Here is a 19702-nt window from a genome sequence, read left to right as displayed (position 1 = left end):
TATACATAGATGCAACCGGGTAGCAGTGTTCAAAAGCAGGTTGAATGTAGGGGCGAGTCCATACATAGGACCGGCTTCAGCCGGAACATTCGCTGAATCTCCTTCGCCTGAAATGCTGCCCTACCGGTTAAAGCCGGTCCTGCGGACCAATCGACGGCGGTTACAACTTAATCCACGTCGATTTCAGTTCGGTGTACTTGTCGAACGCATGCAGCGACTTGTCGCGGCCGTTGCCGGATTGCTTGAAGCCACCAAATGGCGCGGTCATGTCACCGCCATCGTACTGATTGACCCACACGCTACCCGCACGCAACGCTTTGGCGGTCAGATGGGCCTTGGACAGGTTTGCGGTCCAGACGGCAGCAGCGAGGCCGTACGGCGTGTCGTTGGCGATCTGAATCGCCTCCTCGGCTGTATCAAACGTCAATACCGACAGAACCGGGCCGAAGATTTCTTCCTGAGCGATCTTCATGGCATTGGTCACACCGTCGAAAATCGTCGGCTCGACATAAGTACCACCGGTTTCCTGCAAGATGCGCTTGCCGCCCACCACGAGTTTTGCGCCGTCGGTATGTCCTGCTTCGATGTAAGACAGCACGGTGTTCATCTGTTGGGTATCCACCAGCGCACCCACGGTTGTGGCCGGATCCAGTGGGTTGCCCGGCTTCCAGCTCTTGAGCGCTTCGATGACCATGGGCAGGAATTTGTCCTTGATCGAACGCTCCACCAGCAGGCGCGAACCTGCGGTGCAGACTTCGCCCTGGTTAAACGCGATAGCGCTGGCGGCGGATTCAGCGGCGGCCTGCAAGTCAGGCGCGTCGGCAAAGACGATGTTCGGGCTTTTGCCGCCCGCTTCCAGCCAGATGCGCTTCATGTTCGATTCGCCGGAGTAAACCAGCAACTGCTTGGCGATTTTCGTCGAGCCGGTGAACACCGCAGTGTCGACATCCATGTGCAGGGCCAGCGCCTTGCCCACGGTATGACCATAACCTGGCAGCACATTGAGCACGCCAGCCGGAATGCCTGCCTCGATCGCCAGTTGGGCAATACGAATGGCCGTCAGCGGAGACTTTTCCGAAGGCTTGAGGATGACCGAGTTACCGCTGGAAAGCGCCGGGCCCAGTTTCCAGCTCGCCATCAGCAACGGGAAGTTCCACGGCACGATGGCGGCCACAACGCCTACAGGCTCGCGGGTCACCAGACCAAGCTGGTCATGAGGCGTGGCAGCTACTTCGTCATACAGCTTGTCGATGGCCTCGCCACTCCAGCTCAGCGCGTTTGCGGCGCCAGGGATGTCGATGCTGTACGAATCGCTGATCGGCTTGCCCATGTCCAGGGTTTCCAGCAGGGCCAGCTCTTCAACGTTTTTGTTGATCAGTGCGGCAAAGCGCAACATGGCTGCCTTGCGCTTGGCCGGTGCCAGTCGCGACCAGACGCCTGAATTGAATGTCTTGCGGGCGCTTTCAACGGCGCGCTGGGCGTCGGCGGCGTCACAGCTGGCAACTTTGGCCAGCAGGCGGCCATCGACCGGGCTGACGCATTCGAATGTCTCACCGGAAGCGGCGTCGGAGTATTCGCCATTGATGAACGCGCGGCCTTCGATCTTCAGGTCCTTGGCGCGTTTTTCCCAGTCAGCATGGGTCAGGGTGGTCATGCGTATGTCCTCCGCTTGTATCGATTAGGGTGTGCCTGGCGGGTAGATTTGTGCAAAAAACAAACAATCTGCACTCCACCGCCACCAGACAACGGCACTCACCACCCTAAACCAGTGATCTGGCGATTTCCAATATCTTTGACATAAATGGCCTGAATGACGCCGTCCTGTTCGATTTATGCAACATCGCGACGCGAGCGTTTGGCACTATTGGCCCAGCGCTTCGTCAAACCAGCAACGCACCTACCGCGAGGGTAAGAAATGACTATCGACAGCATCGTGGATTTCAGCGAAGCCAGCACCGAAGCTGAACGTTACCGTCCGGCGCCGGAAAAAATCTTCAAGGGCGATCCGGAGCAGACAATCTACAACCACTACAACAGCCCTTGCGGACAGATGAACGCGGGCGTCTGGGAGGGTGAGGTTGGCCAATGGTCCGTGAACTACACCGAGCATGAATACTGTGAAATCGTGCAGGGTGTTTCGGTTTTGCGTGATGACGCGGGCGGGTCGAAAACCCTGCGTGCGGGAGATCGCTTTGTGATTCCAGCAGGCTTTAAAGGCACGTGGGAGGTGCTGGAGCACTGCCGCAAGGTCTATGTGGTGTTTGAGCAGAAAGTATAACTATGTAGTGCACATGATCAGTTTGCGTGGAGGATGCTGATGACGTCCAAGGAGGACATTCAACTTTTATAAAGGAATAAATTCATGACCAATGAAGAGATCATTCAGCAGCTTCAGTATCTGATCGGCAGCCGTTACGAGCCAACCATCAAGACTCACATCAGTGAGTTGACGGGCCGTGAACACGTTGTCAGTTCAAAGGACTTCGTGACCAAAGAGTTCGACATCGACCGCGTAACGGTTGATGTCGATGGCGCCAACCTTGTTCAGGGCTTCAGCTTTGGCTGAGCCAGGAGTCGGGCACCTTCGGTGCCAGATTCAAATGCAAATAAAAAAGGCCCGTATCGTGAGATACGGGCCTTTTTCACAAGAAAAAAATCAATTACTTGATTTTGCCTTCTTTGTAGATCACGTGCTTGCGAACAACCGGATCGAATTTTTTGATTTCGATTTTGTCCGGAGTGGTGCGCTTGTTCTTGTCGGTCGTGTAGAAATGACCGGTGCCAGCACTAGAAATCAATCGGATCAATTCACGCATGATCTTCTCCCTTAAATTTTGCCGTCGCGACGGAGTTCAGCGAGCACAACAGTGATGCCACGCTTGTCGATGATACGCATGCCTTTAGCAGATACGCGCAGACGAACAAAACGTTTCTCTTCTTCAACCCAAAAGCGGTGATGCTGCAGGTTTGGCAGGAAACGACGACGGGTTTTGTTGTTTGCGTGGGAAATGTTATTCCCAGTCACCGGACCCTTACCGGTAACTTGACATACTCTCGACATGCCTCAGCCCTCTAAAACCTCATGCCCAACCCGGCATGGGTTGGCCGCTTAATCTCTCAGTCATTTGGCGCCAGGCGCCGCGTTTCTTTAAGGGTCTTACCGGCTACACCTACAGTGAAGGAACCGGGCCCCTAGAAAAGAGCGCTGCTTTATACCAGAAAGGGTTTGGTGTCACAACAGGCAAAGCACTTTAGCCCAACATCAGGCGACGCGTTCAGCCCAATGGTCAGGCCGTTGCGGGGGTGCTGGCAAATCTACCGCCGGTCGGGTTGTAACCATTGTTCTGTGTCCAAGCATGGTCTAGGGTAACTCCCTTACCAGACTGCGCCAGCAGATGGGGCCCTTTCTGACAGGAATATAGCCATGCGTCTTGCTGCGATACCGTTTTTGTTAGCTCCTCTTTTGTTCCCGGCAATGGCCAGCGCCGCGACGTCGTTGAGCGTCTGCACTGAGGCTAGCCCGGAAGGCTTTGACGTGGTGCAGTACAACTCGTTGACCACCACCAATGCCTCCGCCGACGTGCTGATGAACCGGCTGGTGGATTTCGACGCCCAGAGCGGCAAGCTGGTGCCCAGCCTGGCGCAAAGCTGGACCGTTTCGCCTGACGGCCTGACCTACGACTTCAAATTGCGCCCGGGGGTGAAGTTTCACCATACCGACTATTTCACGCCCAGCCGCGAGTTGAACGCGGATGACGTGGTGTTCAGCTTCCAGCGCATGCTTGACCCGCAAAACCCATGGCACAAGGTTGCTCAGAGCGGCTTCCCCCACGCTCAATCGATGCAGTTGCCTGCGCTGATCAAGAAGATCGACGCGCCTGACCCGCTGACTGTGCGCTTTACCCTTGATCATCCGGACTCCACGTTCCTCGCGACGCTGAGCATGGGCTTTGCCTCGATCTACTCGGCCGAGTACACCGCGCAACTGCTCAAAGCGGGCACTCCGGAAAAACTCAACAGCCAGCCGATTGGTACAGGGCCGTTCGTGTTTGAACGCTTCCAGAAAGATGCCGTGGTGCGTTACGAAGCCAACGCGGATTATTTCGCGGGCAAGCCGGGCGTCGACAAATTGATCTACGCAATCACCCCGGACGCCAATGTGCGTTTGCAGCGTATTCGTCGCAACGAATGCCAGATCACTCTTTCGCCCAAGCCGCTGGATATTCAGGAAGCCGCCAAAGATCCGAATCTGAAAATCGAAAAAACCGAAGCGTTCATGACCGCGTTTCTGGCGATCAACAGCCAGCACCCGCCGTTCGACAAGGCTGAAGTGAGGCAAGCGGTCAATCTGGCATTCGACAAGGACAGCTACCTGAAAGCGGTATTCGAAGGCACCGCTGAAGCCGCCAATGGCCCGTATCCGCCGAACACCTGGAGCTACGCGAAAGACCTGCCCGGCTATAAGCCGGACGTCGCCAAAGCTAAAGCGCTGCTGGCAAAGGCGGGCGTGAAGGACGGTTTTAAAACGACTATCTGGACCCGCCCGAGTGGCAGCCTGCTCAACCCCAATCCGAACCTGGGCGCGCAGTTGCTGCAGGCGGACCTGGCTAAAGTCGGCATCAACGCTGAAATCAAAGTCATCGAATGGGGCGAACTGATCCGCCGCGCCAAGGCTGGCGAGCATGACCTGTTGTTCATGGGATGGGCGGGTGACAACGGTGATCCGGATAACTTCCTGACCCCGCAGTTCTCCTGCGCGGCCGTGAAGTCCGGTACTAACTTCGCCCGCTATTGTGATGCGACGCTGGATAAGCTGATCAGCGACGGCAAAGCCACCAGCGATCAGGCTGCGCGCAGCAAGCTGTATCACCAGGCTCAGCAGCAGATTCAGCAACAGGCACTCTGGTTGCCACTGGCACACCCAACCGCAGCCGTCCTTACCCGCAAAGATGTCAGCGGTTACCAGGTCAGCCCGTTTGGTCGTCAGGACTTCTTCAAGGTGCAGGTGAAGTAAATTGATACTTAACGTAGGAGCGCGCTTGCCCGCGATGACGATTCGTCTGTCGCAGATATTTGTCGATTGGCTTTGAAGGTCCTTCGGCCCTTATCGCGGGCAAGCGCGCTCCTACAGCAAACCCACATACTGTCGGAGAACCCATGATCATCGCCGACCGTCTTCACATCGAAGGCCTGTTCGACACCCACACATCAACGCTCAGTTATCTGGTGATGGACGTCCAGACCCGGCACTGCGCGCTGATCGACAGCGTGCTCGACTTCGATCCCAAATCGGGACGCACCCGCACTGAATCCGCCGATCAGCTGATTGCCCGCGTTCGTGAACTGAACGCCTCTGTGCAATGGATCCTTGAAACCCATGTCCACGCCGATCATGTTTCGGCAGCGGCTTATCTCAAAGACAAGCTCAACGCGAAAATCGCGATTGGCAGCCACATCACCGCGGTGCAAAACGTGTTCGGCGAGCTGTTCAATGCGCCGAGTGGCTTCGCCCGGGACGGCAGCCAGTTCGATGTGCTGCTGGGTGATGGTGCGACCTTTAACGTCGGGACCCTTGAAGCGCGGGCCATGCACACGCCAGGACATACTCCGGCCTGCATGACCTACGTGTTCGACGTTGGCGGCGAAAGTGTGGCTTTTGTCGGGGATACGCTGTTCATGCCGGATTACGGCACGGCGCGCTGTGACTTCCCCGGTGCGGATGCACGAACGCTGTATCAATCAATCCAGAAAATCCTCGCCCTGCCCGATTCGACGCGCTTGTTCATGTGTCACGACTATCAGCCGGATGGTCGCGAGTTGCAGTACATGACGACGGTGGCCGAACAGCGCGCCGACAATATCCACATCCGCCAAGGCATCGATGAAAACGAATTCGTGCAGATGCGCGAAGCCCGTGATGCCACGCTGGAAATGCCCGTGCTGATCCTGCCATCCGTGCAAATCAATATGCGCGCAGGCCACCTTCCCGAGCCTGAAGACAATGGCGTGCGTTACTTGAAGATCCCGTTGAATACGCTGTGAGCCCGACCTTTGTAGACACCTGTTGGAGCGAGGCTTGCCCGCGAAGAACGATACCCGGTAAGCCTGATGCACCGCAGCGACTGACTCGTCACAATGCCGCCCAGACCAAGCCCGCCTGAACAGAAGAGCGCAATCTCATGTGGGAGCCGGGCTTGCCCGCGATGCAGACACCGCGATTCGACAGATGGACCGGGTTGCTCTTATCGCGGGCAAGCACCGCTCCCACAGGATCTGTGCAACCTACAAGGTGAGGATCAGCGCTTGCAGGCGAACATTGAGTCTCCGAGGTAAAGTGGCGTGTCAGACGCCGGGCGCTGCATCAGTCCGAGCCGTATTCTGCAACCCCGCCAACAACAGCCGCTGATACAGCTCCTCTTTCAACCCCTGTGGCCGGTCAAGCTGCATGCGCTCCAGATGCACCGGGAACGCCTCGGGCTCTGGCGCATCCAGTGTCGCTTTGCCCAGCTCGATGATCTCTGTGAGCTTGAATTTGCTCTCCAGCCAGTGCAGCGCCCGCAGCAGATCGCGCTCTTCGGTGTTGAAGTCGCAACCCAATGGGTATTCGGGAAACAGTTGCGAATATTGATCAGCGATGGCTTGAAGGCGCTCGGCCGTGTTGTGGGCGAAGCGCGGGTCCAGTTTGAAATCCTTGGGCAGCTTGCCCGCTCTTTGCGCCTGTTCGATCAAGCCCGGCTGAAAGCGTGAGTCGCTGATATTGAGCATGGCTTCAATGACCGCTGAATCATTCTTGCCGCGCAGGTCGGCAATGCCGTATTCGGTGACCACGATATCCCGCAGGTGACGTGGAATGGTGGTGTGGGCGTATTCCCAGACGATATTGGAACTGGTCTCGCCGCCAGACTCACGCCAGCTGCGCAGAATCAGAATTGAACGGGCGTCCTCCAGTGCATGCGCCTGGGCCACAAAGTTGTATTGGCCGCCGACACCACTCACTACCCTGCCATCTTGCAGTTGATCGGACACCGCGGCACCCATGAGGGTGACGGTGAACGCACTGTTGATGAACCGCGCATCGCGTCGCTGCAGACGCTTGAGCTGTTCATCGCCATACAGCTCGTTGATATAGCTGATGGCAGTCATGTTGAAGTCGCCGAGACGCTCCAGGGAAAACTCTCGCAAGCGCTGATAAAAACTCTGCGGTCCGAGGAAGAATCCGCCATGGACCATGATGCCGTCCGTGTAAGCCGACTCGTCGAGAGTGCCGTTATTGGCTTCGCGCTGACGCATTGCATCGGGATACACCTTGCGGCGAATGATCCCGGCGTCGACCAGCACCAGCAAACCGTTGACGAACATCTCGCTGCAGCCGTAAAGCCCTGAAACGAAGGGCTCGACGCCGCCCTCACGGTCGATCAGGGTTTGCCAGTCGCTGAGGTTCAGTTCGGCCAGCAGCGCTCGATAAGTGTCGTTATCGGCCTGGCGAGCCAGCAACGCAGCAGTCAGCGCATCGCCCATTGAGCCAATGCCGATCTGCAAGGTGCCGCCATCGCGTACCAGTGTGCTGGCATGCAGGCCGATGAAATGATCCTGAAAGCCCACCGGCATATTCGGCGTGGAAAACAATGTGCTGCGCTCTTCTTCATCGATCAGAAAGTCGAAGTCCTCGGCATCCAGCTCCGAATCGCCCGGCATATAGGGCAGATCCGCATGAACCTGGCCCAGCATCAAAATGGTTTCTCCGGCTGCGCGCCGCTTGGCAATCATGGGCAACAAGTCGAGGGTGACATCGGGGTTGCAGCTCAGGCTTAACTTGCCGGGCCGTTGTTCATCGCGGGCAACCAGTTGAGCGACCAGATTCAAGCCACCGGCGTTGATGTCACGCGCGGCATGGCTGTAATTGCTGCTGATGTAATCATGCTGGGCGGGCGCACTGTTCAGCAGGCTGCCCGGCTGCATGAAAAACTGCTGCACGCGGATGTTGGCAGGCAGGCTGTCGCGGTGCAGGTCGGCGAGAAATTCCAGCTCGGGATAATCATCAAATATCCGGTCCAGAAACGGCTGCAGGAATCGTCCTTGCAGGCCGTCCCCGGTGGGCGGGCGACCCAGGCTTAACGCCGTATAGATCGTCAATTGCCGCTCGGGCATTTGCTTGATCCGCTCATACAGCGCGTTGACGAACCTGTTCGGTTTGCCCAGACCCAATGGAATGCCCATGTGGATGTGCGTCGGCAACCGGGCGATGACATGAGCGACCGCTTGATCAATGGAGCTGGACTGCGGCATCGGGTCCTCCAAGGCTTGTTATTAGATGGAGCTTGGACCGGGGGTGTGCGGGTTTTGCTGCATTGGCGCGCTGGAATGTGGCCCTATGTGGGAGCGGTGCTTGCCCGCGATAGGGGCGCTACGGTTTTTATCTGGAATCGAGTGCAGCCTTATCGCGGGCAAGCCACGCTCCCACAGGTCATTTCTTTAGAAACGCCTTATGCAGCTCCGCCAGCGTTGCAAAGTGATACGTCGGCGACTCAGCCTGCAATTCCTCATGACTACCAAAACCATAGCCCACCGCAGCCACATCCAGCCCATTGCGCAGGCCGCCGATCAGGTCGTGTTTGCGGTCGCCGATCATCAGCGTCTGCTGCGGATCGAGCTTTTCTGTCGCAATCAAATGCGCGATCAGTTCAACTTTATCGGTGCGGGTGCCGTCCAGTTCGCTGCCGTAAATCACTTTGAAATGCCGGGCAAAGTCGAAATGCCGGGCGATCTCATGGGCGAATACCCACGGCTTGGACGTTGCGATATACAAATTGCGACCTTGATCGACCAGCTCATCCAACAGTTCAAAGATGCCATCGAACACCAGGTTTTCGTACAGCCCGGTGACCTTGAAGCGTTGGCGATAGAAGCCCACCGCTTCCCAGGCCCTGGCTTCGTCAAAGCCGTATTGATGCATGAACTGCTGCAACAGCGGAGGGCCGATGAAGTGCTCCAGTTGTGCCAGGTCCGGCTCGTCGATCCCCAGTTGCTTCAGGGCGAACTGGATTGACTTGGTTATACCTTGGCGCGGATCGGTCAGGGTGCCATCCAGGTCGAACAGGATGTTTTGGTAATGCATGCAAACTCCCATGGGTTTTCGGGATCGCCTTGGGTAAAAACGCAATCCGTTTTCTGTAGGAGCTGCCGAAGGCTGCGAAATCGATGCATCTGACACACCGCTATTCGCAGCCTGCGGCAGCTCCTACAGGGACGTGTTTACAGGATTCAACAGGGCTTATCGAAACCTTCCGCCAGATGCAGATCCTTAAGCTTCACGTAATTAGCCGCGCTGTACGGAAAGAAGGCGATCTCCTTCTCGGTCAACGCCCGGACCTGTTTCACCGGGCGGCCGACGTAAAGAAAACCACTTTCCAGTACTTTGCCCGGCGGCACCAGACTGCCTGCGCCAATGATCACTTCGTCTTCAACCACCGCGCCGTCCATGATCGTGCTGCCCATGCCGATCAGAATGCGATTGCCGATGACACAGCCGTGCAGCATGACTTTGTGGCCGATGGTGACTTCATCGCCAATCAGCAGCGGAAAGCCGTCCGGGTTGAACGGCCCGGCGTGGGTAATGTGCAGCACGCTGCCGTCCTGCACGCTGGTGCGCGCGCCGATACGGATGCGGTGCATGTCACCGCGAATCACGGTCAGCGGCCAGACCGAGCTGTCAGCACCGATTTCGACATCGCCGAGGACAACGGCCGAATGATCGACAAAAGCCCGGTCGCCAAGCGTTGGCGTGTGGTTCTGGAACGTGCGAATCGCCACGATAGGCTCCTTCTTTGGCGCTGATAGCTGCGGACCGCGCCGATTGTAATTAAGATGCGTGGGTGTTTCTTCCAGCCAAGGTGCAAAACCGTGAGCGCGAACAACCCTCTTCTGCAATCCTACGACCTGCCACCTTTTTCGGCGATTCGTGCCGAGCATGTCAAACCTGCCATTGAACAGATTCTTGCCGACAACCGCGCAGCGATTGCCGAGATCCTCGTCAAGCAAGGCTCGCAGCCTACATGGGCCGGGCTTGTATTGGCCATGGACGAACTCAATGACCGCCTCGGCGCAGCCTGGAGCCCGGTCAGCCACCTGAACGCCGTGTGCAACAGTGCCGAACTGCGCGAAGCCTACGAGTCGTGCCTGCCGGCGTTGAGTGCCTACTCCACTGAAATGGGTCAGAACCGCCAGCTGTTCCAGGCGTTTGAAGCCTTGGCCAACAGCCCTGAAGCGGCTGGCTTTGATGTGGCGCAGAAAACCATTCTCGAGCAATCGCTGCGTGACTTCCGTCTGTCGGGCATCGACTTGCCGCCAGAACAACAGAAGCGCTACGCCGAAGTGCAGAGCAAATTGTCGGAGCTGGGCAGCCAGTTTTCCAACCAGTTGCTCGACGCCACTCAGGCCTGGACCAAACTGGTCACTGATGAAGCAGCTCTGAAAGGGTTGACCGAGTCGGCCAGGCAACAAATGGCGGCCGCCGCCAAGGCCAAGGATCTGGAAGGCTTCCTGATCACTCTGGAATTCCCGAGCTATTACGCGGTGATGACCTACGCCGAAGACCGCGCCCTGCGCGAAGAAGTCTACGCGGCGTACTGCACCCGTGCGTCTGATCAGGGCCCGAATGCGGGCAAGAACGACAACGGCCCGGTGATGGAGCAGATCCTCGACTTGCGTCAGGAACTGGCTCAGCTGTTGGGCTTTTCGAGCTTCTCCGAGCTGAGTCTGGCCACCAAGATGGCTGAATCCAGCGATCAGGTGCTGACCTTCCTGCGTGATCTGGCCAAGCGCAGCAAGCCTTTTGCCGCTCAGGATCTGGAACAGCTCAAGGCCTACGCCGCCGAGCAAGGCTGCCCGGACCTGCAAAGCTGGGACAGCGGCTTTTATGGCGAGAAACTGCGTGAGCAGCGCTACAGCGTTTCTCAGGAAGCGTTGCGTGCCTACTTCCCGATCGACAAAGTGCTGGGCGGCCTGTTTGCCATTGTCCAGCGTCTGTACGGCATCGAAATCGCCGAGCAGAAAGGCTTCGATACCTGGCATCCAGACGTACGCCTGTTCGAGATCAAGGAAAACGGTCAGCACGTCGGGCGTTTCTTCTTCGACCTGTATGCCCGCGCCAACAAGCGCGGTGGTGCGTGGATGGACGGCGCTCGCGACCGTCGCCGTACTGCCGAAGGTCAATTGCAGAGCCCGGTGGCGAATCTGGTCTGCAACTTCACTCCAGCCTCGCCGGGTCAGCCTGCATTGCTGACCCACGATGAAGTCACCACCCTGTTCCACGAGTTCGGCCACGGTCTGCATCACCTGCTGACACGCGTCGAGCACGCGGGTGTGTCCGGCATCAACGGCGTGGCGTGGGATGCCGTCGAGCTGCCAAGCCAGTTCATGGAGAACTGGTGCTGGGAGCCGGAAGGTCTGGCGCTGATTTCCGGTCATTACCAGACTGGCGAAGCGTTGCCACAGGACCTGCTGGAAAAAATGCTCGCTGCCAAGAATTTCCAGTCCGGGCTGATGATGGTTCGTCAGTTGGAGTTCTCGCTGTTCGACTTCGAGCTGCATGCCACTCACGGCGACGGCCGCAGCGTGGCGCAAGTGCTGGATGGCGTTCGCGACGAAGTGTCGGTGATGCGTCCGCCTGCTTACAACCGCTTCCCGAACAGCTTCGCGCACATCTTCGCAGGCGGTTACGCCGCGGGTTACTACAGCTACAAGTGGGCTGAAGTGCTGTCCGCTGACGCGTTCTCGAAGTTCGAAGAAGACGGTGTCCTCAATGCCGAGACCGGTCGCGCCTTCCGTGAAGCGATCCTGGCTCGCGGCGGTTCCCAGGCGCCGATGGTGCTGTTCGTCGACTTCCGCGGACGTGAGCCGTCGATTGACGCACTCTTGCGCCACAGTGGCCTGAGTGAGGATGCGGCAGCATGACCGATACACCGGTAATCATTACCAAGAAGCGCTTCATCGCCGGGGCTGTCTGCCCGGCGTGCAGCGAGCCCGACAAACTCATGATGTGGAGCGAAAACGACGTTCCTCATCGTGAGTGCGTGGGCTGCGGTTACAGCGACACCCTCAACGAGCAGGGTAATTCGGTACCCAAGGAGCTGGGCACGCGCGTCAACAAGATCGCGGTCAAGGCTATCGATCCGAATGTACAGGGGGTGCAGTTTTTCCCGAATCCAAAGCTGAAAAAGCCGGTTGATTTGGATTGAAGTGACTCACTACCGGTAGGAGCGAACTTGTTCGCGAGGCGATGTTCCTGTGCATGCAGAAATATCGTCTCGCGAACAAGTTCGCTCCTACCGGTGTTGCGCCTTCTATCGGGCAAGCTAGGGATCTAAGGGGTATATCTTGTACTGTATGCACATACAGTTATAGGGGGAGCCCCCATGTCCCTGATTTTCCCGCCTCGCGGCCGGGGCACGGCCAGCAACCCGCATAATCGCTTCGCGCCCAGCCGTTCATTGGCTGAGGACGACGGCTGGTATCAGGAAGTGCCGTTGACCCAAGGCACACAGGTCACCAGCGAAACGGCCAAAAGCATCATCACGCGCAACACCTCGCCTGACATTCCCTTTGATCGCTCGATCAACCCGTATCGCGGTTGTGAGCACGGTTGTATTTACTGCTATGCACGGCCCAGTCATGCCTATTGGGACATGTCGCCGGGCCTGGATTTCGAAACGAAGCTGATCGCTAAAACCAACGCCGCTGCTGTGCTCGAACAGCAGTTGTCGAAACCGGGTTATCGCTGCGCGCCGATTACTCTGGGGGCTAACACCGATCCGTATCAGCCCATCGAGCGCGAGTACAAAATCACCCGGGCGGTGCTCGAAGTGCTGCTGCGTTATCGCCATCCGGTGACGATCATTACCAAAGGGTCGTTGATCCTCCGGGATCTGGACCTGCTGGCCGAACTTGCGAAACAGAATCTGATCTCGGTGTTCATCAGCCTGACTACGCTGGACGACGAACTCAAACGCATTCTGGAGCCGCGCGCCGCTGCGCCCAAAGCGAGGCTGCGAGCGATTCGGGTGCTACGCGATGCGGGGGTGCCGGTGGGCGTGTTGTGCGCGCCGATCATCCCGATGATCAACGACATGGAACTGGAAGCCATGCTCAGCGAAGCCAAGGCTGCTGGGGCCTTGAGTGCCAGCTACGTGATGCTGCGCCTGCCGCTGGAAGTTGCGCCGCTATTTGAAGAATGGCTACAGGCGCACTACCCGCAACGGGCCGAGCATGTGATGAGTCTGGTCAGACAAGTGCGTGGCGGTGAGGTTTACGACAGCCGTTTTGGCGTGCGAATGCGTGGCGAAGGCCCGTTTGCTGACCTGTTGGCGCAGCGCTATCGCATGGCGATCAAGCGGCTGGGGCTTAACCAGCGGGAAAGCTTCAACCTGGATTGCGAGGCATTCTGCCCACCGGGTGGGCAGATGTCGTTGTTGTAGCGAGAGTTGGCGCAATAGCGGATTGGAATGCCATCCCCTGTGGGAGCTGAGCTTGCTCGCGATACATGAGACACGGCCAGAAGACGCACCGCGTTATCGTTTATCGCGAGCAAGCTCAGCTCCCACAATGGCTGCATTGCAACTCAAGACTTATGCGATTTCAGCTCAGACCCTCGCCGTCAATGCCTTCGCCTTACGCATCTTGATCCGGTAAGCCACCCCCAGAACAATCAACCACGCTGGAAGCAGGAACACCGACAGCGAAATACCGGGCGTGAAGTACATGATCACCAGAATGCCCAGCAGGAATACCAGGCACACGTAGTTGGTCAGCGGGTAGCCCCAGCTTTGGTATTCAGTGGTTTCACCCGCTTCGCGCTTGGCCTTGCGGAATTTCAAGTGGGTAATGCTGATGATCACCCAGTTCAACACCAGTGCGGACACCACCAGTGCCATCAGCAGTTCGAAGGCTTTACCTGGCATCAGGTAGTTGATCAGCACGCACAGGCCGGTGGCGGTGGCCGATACGCCCAGCGCCAGCAATGGCACGCCGCGACGGTTCACCTTGAGCAAGGCCTTGGGCGCATTGCCTTGCATGGCCAGACCGAAGAGCATGCGGCTGTTGCTGTAAACGCAGCTGTTGTAGACCGACAGCGCTGCGGTCAGCACCACGACATTCAGGAGGGTGGCGACCAGATTGCTGTCCAGCGCGTGGAAAATCAGCACGAACGGGCTGCCGCCAGTCACGACTTTCTGCCAAGGGTACAGAGAGAGCAGGATGGCCAGCGCGCCGACGTAGAAAATCAGGATGCGGTAGATCACCTGATTGGTTGCCTTTGGAATGCTGGTCTTAGGGTTTTCTGCCTCGGCAGCAGTGATGCCGACCAGCTCCAGACCACCGAACGAGAACATGATGAAGGCCATGGCCATCACCAGCCCGCTGATGCCATTCGGGAAGAAGCCACCGTACTGCCAGAGGTTGGCGACGCTTGCGTCAGGCCCGCCGGTGCCGCTGGCCAGCAGCCAGGCACCGAACACGATCATGCTGATGATCGCGACGATCTTGATCATGGAGAACCAGAACTCCATCTCGCCGAAGATCTTTACGCTGGTCAGGTTGATCAGATTAATGGCCACGAAGAAGATTGCCGCCGACACCCAGGTTGGCGTCTCAGGCCACCAATACTGCACGTACTGGCCCACCGCAGTCAGTTCGGCCATGCCCACCAGTACGTAAAGTACCCAGTAATTCCAGCCCGACATGAAACCTGCGAAGCGACCCCAGTAACGGTTGGCGAAGTGACTGAAAGTACCCGCGACAGGCTCTTCCACCACCATTTCACCCAGCTGGCGCATGATGAAAAACGCGATCATGCCCGCAATGGCGTAACCGAGGATGACCGACGGACCGGCCATATTGATGGTGTGCGCAATGCCCAGGAACAGTCCGGTGCCGATTGCGCCGCCCAGGGCGATCAGCTGGATATGCCGATTCTTGAGCCCGCGATGCAGGTGAGCGGCAGATTTTTGTTCGTTCATAAAAGGTTCTGACCCAGGTGAAGATACCGAGTGGATACAAGCCGCCAATTGCGAGCTGTACGTGGCATTTTGCAAAACAGGTGCCACACAACAGCTTTTGGATTTTTCAGGTGCTGCAAAAGGATGACGCAGGCTACCCGCCATTGGCCAAGCGTCAAGCATAAACTGTTAGGCTTTGCGTCCGAAGCCTTTGAATTCCGACGGATTACTCGACCATGAAAGTCAACGAGATCGACGATTTTGATTTGAAGATCCTGACCCTGTTACAGGCCAACGGGCGCCTGACCAATCAGGAGCTCAGTGACCTGATCGGGTTGTCCGCGTCCCAGTGTTCGCGGCGTCGGATCGCTCTGGAGCAGGCGCAGTTGATCCTTGGCTACCATGCGCGGCTGGCCCCACAGGCCATGAATCTGGAGGTGGTGGCGATGGTCGAGGTCAAGTTGATCAGCCATCGACCGGAGCATTCAGAAGGCTTTCAGGCGTTCATCGGCACCGAGGCTGCAATCATCGATGCGTACAAAACCACCGGCGATGCCGATTACAACCTGAAAACCGCAGTGGCCGATCTCGCCAGCCTCAATCAACTGATGGGCAGGATTTCTGCGACAAACTGCGTTTCGCATCTCAAGACTTCAGTAGTGCTCGAGCGTTTGAAGGAAAACAATATAGCCACCGCTTAAGGCGCTTCGCACAGTATTGACTCGTTTCTTTGGCTTTATGTACACGCTTGGTGCGTTTTTTGTTTAATGATTGCGCGATCTGTGCATTCTGAAAGCTTTATATGCGTGTTCATCATGCTTTGTGTAGGATGCGCGCTTGTTGTGTGAGCTATGGAGTTTTCCCATAGGCTTGCTTACCCCGTTATGTCGCGCCCACCTTTTTCATCAGGAGTTGTCTGCCATGTTTGCCCACGTTGAGTCCTATGCCGGTGATCCGATCCTGTCGTTGATGGATACTTATCAAAAAGATCCCAACACCGAAAAGGTCAACCTCAGTATCGGTCTGTACTACGACGACCTTGGGCAAATCCCGCGTCTGGCTTCTGCAGTAGAAGCCGAGAGCACACTACTTGAGGGCAAGCAGCCTCCTTGCGTGTATCTGCCAATGGAAGGCCTTGCTCCTTACCGTCAGGGCGTGCAGGCCTTGTTGTTCGGCGAGCAGCACCCTGCTCTGCTGGCCGGACGCATTGCAACTATCCAGACCGTAGGCGGCTCGGGCGCATTGAAGGTCGGCGCGGACTTCCTGAAGTCGGCTTATCCGGACTCTCAGGTCTGGGTCAGCGATCCGACGTGGGAGAACCATCACGCGTTGTTCGGCGGCGCAGGCTTCAAGGTCAACACGTATCCGTATTTCGATGCCGGGACCGGTGGCGTGAATTTCGACGCCATGTTCGCCTCGCTGCAGAAGTTGCCAGCGCACAGCATTGTGCTGCTGCACCCGTGCTGCCACAACCCGACAGGCGCGGACCTGACGATTGCCCAGTGGGATCAGCTCATTGAACTGATCGGCGCGCGCAAGCTGATTCCTTTCCTGGACACTGCTTATCAGGGGTTCGGTGCTGGCATGAGTGAAGATGCCTACGCCATTCGAGCCATGACTGATGCGGGTCTGACGGTACTGGTCAGCAACTCGTTTTCGAAAATCTTCTCCCTGTACGGCGAGCGGGTCGGTGGTTTGTCTATCGTCTGCCCTGATGCTGCCATGGCCGACAAAGTGCTTGGCCAGCTCAAGGCCACCGTCCGCCGTAACTACTCCAGTCCGCCGAAACACGGCGCGCTGGTAGTGTCCGCCGTGCTTAACGATCCAATTTTGCGTAACCAGTGGCTCGCAGAAGTGGAAGCCATGCGTCTGCGTATCATCGACATGCGCGTAAAACTGGTGGCCGCTCTCAAGGAAAAAATGCCACAACGTGACTTCAGCTATATCCTCACGCAAAGTGGCATGTTCAGTTACACAGGTTTCAGCAGTGCACAGGTTGACCGACTGAGAAACGAGCACGCCGTTTATCTGATCAGCAGTGGCCGGGTTTGCATGGCCGGGCTGAACGAGCAGAATCTGCCGAAGGTTGTCGAAGCTTTCAGTAGCGTTTGCGAGGGATAACGGAAAATCAGGGTTGCAGGCCATTCAAATGCCACTAGTGCCGTTGGGCTGTAACCCTTGATCCAGAGCGCTACATTCAGTTTCAGTTAAGTTTTGACGGTTAGCCTGTAAATCTGCATGACCCCGTTGGGCGCGGGCAAATGGATTTGGACGCGATGCCTGTTGTCAGGGTTGCAGCAATAAATCCACATCAATCCGTCAAAGAGGATTAGACATGAGTGACATGGATAAGCAGGTTTCAGCTACGTCGGTAGACGTTAAGCCTGAGGCCGAAACTTCCGACGTAGCGCTGGCTCACATTGTTGAAGGCTTCAAACGTTTTCGCTCTGAAGTTTTTCCTGAGCAGGAAGAACTGTTCAAGAAACTCGCAACGGCCCAGCAGCCGCGTGCCATGTTCATTACCTGTGCCGACTCCCGGATTGTGCCGGAGCTCATCACCAACAGCTCGCCTGGCGACCTGTTCGTGACGCGTAACGTCGGTAACGTAGTCCCGCCATACGGTCCTATGAACGGCGGTGTTTCCACCGCTATCGAATACGCCGTCATGGCGTTGGGCGTGCACCACATCATCGTCTGCGGCCACTCCGACTGCGGTGCCATGCGCGCTGTACTCAACCCGCACACGCTGGAAAAAATGCCGACGGTCAAAGCCTGGCTGCGACACGCCGAGGTCGCCCGTACTGTGGTTGAAGACAACTGCAGTTGCACCGGCGAAAAAGAAACGATGCATGTCCTCACCGAAGAGAACGTCATCGCGCAACTTCAACACTTGCGTACTCACCCATCAGTAGCGTCGAAGCTGGCCAGCGGCGAGTTGTTCATCCATGGCTGGGTGTACGACATCGAAACCTGTGGCATCAAAGCCTACGATGCCGAAAAAGGTCGTTTTCTGGAGTTGGATGGCGACCATCCGACACCGGTTGCCACGCCGAAGTCTCGCTACTAAAAACGCGACTTTCACCTCGTTCAGACACCTGACGGTGCGCTACCAGCGCGCCGTGAGGCGTCGTCACGTCTGAAGAATCCCGGAGAGTCATCATGGGCCTCGCTCAATTGAAATCCGTTTTGCCCAGAGAGCTTCTCGCTTCCGTAGTCGTTTTTCTGGTTGCATTGCCCCTGTGTATGGGGATCGCTATCGCTTCCGGTATGCCACCGGCCAAAGGACTGATCACCGGCATCATCGGCGGCCTGGTGGTGGGTTGGTTGGCAGGCTCACCGCTGCAAGTCAGCGGCCCGGCTGCAGGCCTTGCGGTCTTGGTCTTCGAGGTGGTCCGCGAGCACGGCATGGCCATGCTCGGTCCGATCCTGCTGCTGGCGGGTGTGCTGCAAATCCTTGCCGGGCGCTTCAAGCTCGGTTGCTGGTTCCGCGTCACAGCCCCGGCGGTGGTCTACGGCATGCTCGCCGGTATCGGTGTGCTGATCGTGCTCTCTCAGGCGCACGTCATGTTTGATGGCGGGCCCAAACCGTCCGGCCTGGATAACCTCGTTGCCTTCCCTTCTACCCTGATTCAGGCGATCGGCCCGGGCAGCGGCATGCAGGCCGGAGCTCTCGGTCTGGGTACGATTCTGGTGATGTGGGTGTGGGACAAGTTTCGTCCTCAGTCGCTGCGCTTCGTTCCGGGCGCCCTGCTGGGTGTCGGCCTGGCAACCTTTGCCAGTATCGCTTTAGTGATGCAGGTAAAGCGTGTGGAAGTGCCGGATAACCTGGCTGAAGCCATCGACTGGTTGCGTCCTGCCGACCTGATGAACCTTGCTGATCCAGCGATTCTGATTGCTGCCTTTGCGGTCGCTTTTATCGCCAGTGCCGAAACCTTGCTCTCGGCAGCCGCAGTAGACCGGATGCATGACGGGCAGCGCTCGGACTTCGATAAAGAGCTGAGTGCTCAGGGCGTCGGCAACGTGCTGTGCGGTCTGGTAGGCGCATTGCCGATGACGGGCGTGATCGTGCGCAGCTCCGCCAACGTTCAGGCAGGTGCCAAGACACGTATGTCGGCGATGTTCCACGGCCTGTGGTTGCTGGCGTTCGTGTTGCTGCTGTCCAGCGTGCTGCAAAGCATTCCGGTGGCGAGTCTGGCGGGTGTGTTGGTGTACACCGGTTGCAAACTGGTGGACCTCAAGGCGTTTCGTGGCTTGGGCCGTTATGGCCGGATGCCGATGTTCACCTACGCGGCTACCGCTGCGGCGATCATCTTCACCGATCTGCTGACAGGTGTGCTGGTCGGTTTCGGTCTGACCCTGGTCAAACTGGCGCTGCAAGCTGCGCGTTTGAAAATCAACCTGGTGCCCACCGACGTTGAAGGCGAGTTCGAGTTGCGCATGGTCGGCTCCGCTACCTTCCTGAAAGTCCCGGCGCTGACCAAGGTGATGGAGACTATTCCGGCGGGCAGCAAGGTTTATGTGCCGATGAGCAACCTGAGCTACATCGACCATTCCTGCCTTGAACTGCTGGAAGAATGGGGCCGCGCCAACGCTGCTCAGGGCTCGCGTTTGATCATCGAGCCACGGAGATTGAAGCGCAGGCTGGAAGGTCGGTTGACGACAACTACCGGGATCGGGTCAGCTGCTTCGCAAAGCTAATGTGGGTTGATTGT

18 protein-coding genes are annotated in these 19702 nt (G+C 57.5%); 11 read left to right on the top strand and 7 right to left on the bottom strand.

The genetic code is table 11. From position 1 onward, the window contains the following. Positions 1 to 160: 160 nt before the first annotated feature. Positions 161 to 1654 (bottom strand): aldehyde dehydrogenase, encoded by a 1494-nt coding sequence (locus RX972_RS21160; RefSeq protein ID WP_122708539.1) that lies wholly within the window; start codon positions 1652 to 1654, stop codon positions 161 to 163. Positions 1655 to 1915: 261 nt separating this feature from the next. On the opposite strand from RX972_RS21160, the gene RX972_RS21155 reads away from it, so the two are divergent. Both RX972_RS21155 and RX972_RS21150 read left to right on the top strand, forming a co-directional pair. Then, positions 1916 to 2278, top strand: a complete 363-nt coding sequence (locus RX972_RS21155; protein WP_122395707.1) for a cupin domain-containing protein — start codon at positions 1916 to 1918, stop codon at positions 2276 to 2278. Between the two features lie 84 nt (positions 2279 to 2362). Continuing rightward, a complete protein-coding gene (locus tag RX972_RS21150) occupies positions 2363 to 2566 on the top strand; it encodes a hypothetical protein (protein WP_122395708.1) in 204 nt (67 codons plus the stop codon). A 94-nt stretch (positions 2567 to 2660) separates the two neighbouring features. Here RX972_RS21150 and rpmG read toward each other — a convergent pair whose 3' ends face one another. Continuing rightward, positions 2661 to 2816: a 50S ribosomal protein L33 gene (rpmG, locus tag RX972_RS21145; protein ID WP_007894709.1), complete on the bottom strand. Its 156-nt coding sequence runs from the start codon at positions 2814 to 2816 to the stop codon at positions 2661 to 2663. Between the two features lie 11 nt (positions 2817 to 2827). After that, the gene (gene rpmB / locus RX972_RS21140) at positions 2828 to 3061 is read right to left on the bottom strand and encodes a 50S ribosomal protein L28 (protein ID WP_007920377.1); all 234 of its coding nucleotides are present in this window, start codon (positions 3059 to 3061) and stop codon (positions 2828 to 2830) included. A 363-nt stretch (positions 3062 to 3424) separates the two neighbouring features. Between rpmB and RX972_RS21135 the strand changes: the two genes are divergently transcribed. Both RX972_RS21135 and RX972_RS21130 read left to right on the top strand, forming a co-directional pair. Continuing rightward, positions 3425 to 5014, top strand: a complete 1590-nt coding sequence (locus tag RX972_RS21135) for an ABC transporter substrate-binding protein (RefSeq protein ID WP_231674847.1) — start codon at positions 3425 to 3427, stop codon at positions 5012 to 5014. Between the two features lie 143 nt (positions 5015 to 5157). Then, positions 5158 to 6042 carry an MBL fold metallo-hydrolase gene (locus tag RX972_RS21130; RefSeq protein WP_027898499.1) on the top strand — a complete coding sequence of 295 codons (885 nt, stop codon included), beginning with the start codon at positions 5158 to 5160 and terminating at the stop codon, positions 6040 to 6042. 300 nt (positions 6043 to 6342) lie between these two features. Here RX972_RS21130 and RX972_RS21125 read toward each other — a convergent pair whose 3' ends face one another. From RX972_RS21125 to RX972_RS21115, 3 genes are all read right to left on the bottom strand, one after another. Further along, positions 6343 to 8286 carry an acetyl-CoA hydrolase/transferase C-terminal domain-containing protein gene (locus RX972_RS21125; protein ID WP_316878219.1) on the bottom strand — a complete coding sequence of 648 codons (1944 nt, stop codon included), beginning with the start codon at positions 8284 to 8286 and terminating at the stop codon, positions 6343 to 6345. A 178-nt stretch (positions 8287 to 8464) separates the two neighbouring features. Further along, the gene (locus RX972_RS21120) at positions 8465 to 9115 is read right to left on the bottom strand and encodes an HAD family hydrolase (RefSeq protein ID WP_316878217.1); all 651 of its coding nucleotides are present in this window, start codon (positions 9113 to 9115) and stop codon (positions 8465 to 8467) included. A 146-nt stretch (positions 9116 to 9261) separates the two neighbouring features. Continuing rightward, a complete protein-coding gene (locus RX972_RS21115; protein WP_027898496.1) occupies positions 9262 to 9810 on the bottom strand; it encodes a gamma carbonic anhydrase family protein in 549 nt (182 codons plus the stop codon). A 90-nt stretch (positions 9811 to 9900) separates the two neighbouring features. Between RX972_RS21115 and prlC the strand changes: the two genes are divergently transcribed. The 3 genes from prlC (at position 9901) to RX972_RS21100 (ending at position 13472) form a co-directional block, all read left to right on the top strand. After that, positions 9901 to 11952 (top strand): oligopeptidase A, encoded by a 2052-nt coding sequence (prlC, locus tag RX972_RS21110; RefSeq protein ID WP_316878215.1) that lies wholly within the window; start codon positions 9901 to 9903, stop codon positions 11950 to 11952. Continuing rightward, complete coding sequence (locus RX972_RS21105; protein WP_263269448.1) at positions 11949 to 12236, top strand: YheV family putative zinc ribbon protein; 288 nt, start codon at positions 11949 to 11951, stop codon at positions 12234 to 12236. The genes prlC and RX972_RS21105 overlap by 4 nt, the downstream gene beginning before the upstream one ends. Positions 12237 to 12413: 177 nt before the next feature. Then, on the top strand, positions 12414 to 13472 hold the full coding sequence (locus RX972_RS21100; RefSeq protein ID WP_122396918.1) for a PA0069 family radical SAM protein: 1059 nt from the start codon (positions 12414 to 12416) through the stop codon (positions 13470 to 13472). A 165-nt stretch (positions 13473 to 13637) separates the two neighbouring features. On the opposite strand, the gene RX972_RS21095 is transcribed toward RX972_RS21100, so the two are convergent. Continuing rightward, a complete protein-coding gene (locus RX972_RS21095; protein ID WP_122806525.1) occupies positions 13638 to 15011 on the bottom strand; it encodes an amino acid permease in 1374 nt (457 codons plus the stop codon). 215 nt (positions 15012 to 15226) lie between these two features. Between RX972_RS21095 and RX972_RS21090 the strand changes: the two genes are divergently transcribed. The 4 genes from RX972_RS21090 (at position 15227) to RX972_RS21075 (ending at position 19688) form a co-directional block, all read left to right on the top strand. Further along, positions 15227 to 15691, top strand: a complete 465-nt coding sequence (locus tag RX972_RS21090) for an Lrp/AsnC family transcriptional regulator (protein WP_027898491.1) — start codon at positions 15227 to 15229, stop codon at positions 15689 to 15691. 220 nt (positions 15692 to 15911) lie between these two features. Further along, positions 15912 to 17111 (top strand): amino acid aminotransferase, encoded by a 1200-nt coding sequence (locus RX972_RS21085; RefSeq protein ID WP_316878211.1) that lies wholly within the window; start codon positions 15912 to 15914, stop codon positions 17109 to 17111. 214 nt (positions 17112 to 17325) lie between these two features. Further along, complete coding sequence (locus RX972_RS21080; RefSeq protein ID WP_027898489.1) at positions 17326 to 18057, top strand: carbonic anhydrase; 732 nt, start codon at positions 17326 to 17328, stop codon at positions 18055 to 18057. A gap of 92 nt (positions 18058 to 18149) precedes the next feature. Then, on the top strand, positions 18150 to 19688 hold the full coding sequence (locus RX972_RS21075) for a SulP family inorganic anion transporter (RefSeq protein ID WP_231674843.1): 1539 nt from the start codon (positions 18150 to 18152) through the stop codon (positions 19686 to 19688). Positions 19689 to 19702 lie beyond the last annotated feature (14 nt).

It is taken from the genome of Pseudomonas syringae group sp. J309-1, assembly GCF_032582135.1.
In the GTDB taxonomy this organism is placed as follows: domain Bacteria; phylum Pseudomonadota; class Gammaproteobacteria; order Pseudomonadales; family Pseudomonadaceae; genus Aquipseudomonas; species Aquipseudomonas quasicaspiana.
This window is presented reverse-complemented; position numbering and strand designations above follow the sequence as displayed.

Bases quoted from the DNA above. Each gene is read 5' to 3' on its own strand.
- RX972_RS21160 (WP_122708539.1), bottom strand. From the start codon at position 1,654: ATGACCACCCTGACCCATGCTGACTGGGAAAAACGCGCCAAGGACCTG.
- RX972_RS21155 (WP_122395707.1), top strand. From the start codon at position 1,916: ATGACTATCGACAGCATCGTGGATTTCAGCGAAGCCAGCACCGAAGCT.
- RX972_RS21150 (WP_122395708.1), top strand. From the start codon at position 2,363: ATGACCAATGAAGAGATCATTCAGCAGCTTCAGTATCTGATCGGCAGC.
- rpmG (WP_007894709.1), bottom strand. From the start codon at position 2,816: ATGCGTGAATTGATCCGATTGATTTCTAGTGCTGGCACCGGTCATTTC.
- rpmB (WP_007920377.1), bottom strand. From the start codon at position 3,061: ATGTCGAGAGTATGTCAAGTTACCGGTAAGGGTCCGGTGACTGGGAAT.
- RX972_RS21135 (WP_231674847.1), top strand. From the start codon at position 3,425: ATGCGTCTTGCTGCGATACCGTTTTTGTTAGCTCCTCTTTTGTTCCCG.
- RX972_RS21130 (WP_027898499.1), top strand. From the start codon at position 5,158: ATGATCATCGCCGACCGTCTTCACATCGAAGGCCTGTTCGACACCCAC.
- RX972_RS21125 (WP_316878219.1), bottom strand. From the start codon at position 8,286: ATGCCGCAGTCCAGCTCCATTGATCAAGCGGTCGCTCATGTCATCGCC.
- RX972_RS21120 (WP_316878217.1), bottom strand. From the start codon at position 9,115: ATGCATTACCAAAACATCCTGTTCGACCTGGATGGCACCCTGACCGAT.
- RX972_RS21105 (WP_263269448.1), top strand. From the start codon at position 11,949: ATGACCGATACACCGGTAATCATTACCAAGAAGCGCTTCATCGCCGGG.
- RX972_RS21100 (WP_122396918.1), top strand. From the start codon at position 12,414: ATGTCCCTGATTTTCCCGCCTCGCGGCCGGGGCACGGCCAGCAACCCG.
- RX972_RS21095 (WP_122806525.1), bottom strand. From the start codon at position 15,011: ATGAACGAACAAAAATCTGCCGCTCACCTGCATCGCGGGCTCAAGAAT.
- RX972_RS21090 (WP_027898491.1), top strand. From the start codon at position 15,227: ATGAAAGTCAACGAGATCGACGATTTTGATTTGAAGATCCTGACCCTG.
- RX972_RS21085 (WP_316878211.1), top strand. From the start codon at position 15,912: ATGTTTGCCCACGTTGAGTCCTATGCCGGTGATCCGATCCTGTCGTTG.
- RX972_RS21080 (WP_027898489.1), top strand. From the start codon at position 17,326: ATGAGTGACATGGATAAGCAGGTTTCAGCTACGTCGGTAGACGTTAAG.
- RX972_RS21075 (WP_231674843.1), top strand. From the start codon at position 18,150: ATGGGCCTCGCTCAATTGAAATCCGTTTTGCCCAGAGAGCTTCTCGCT.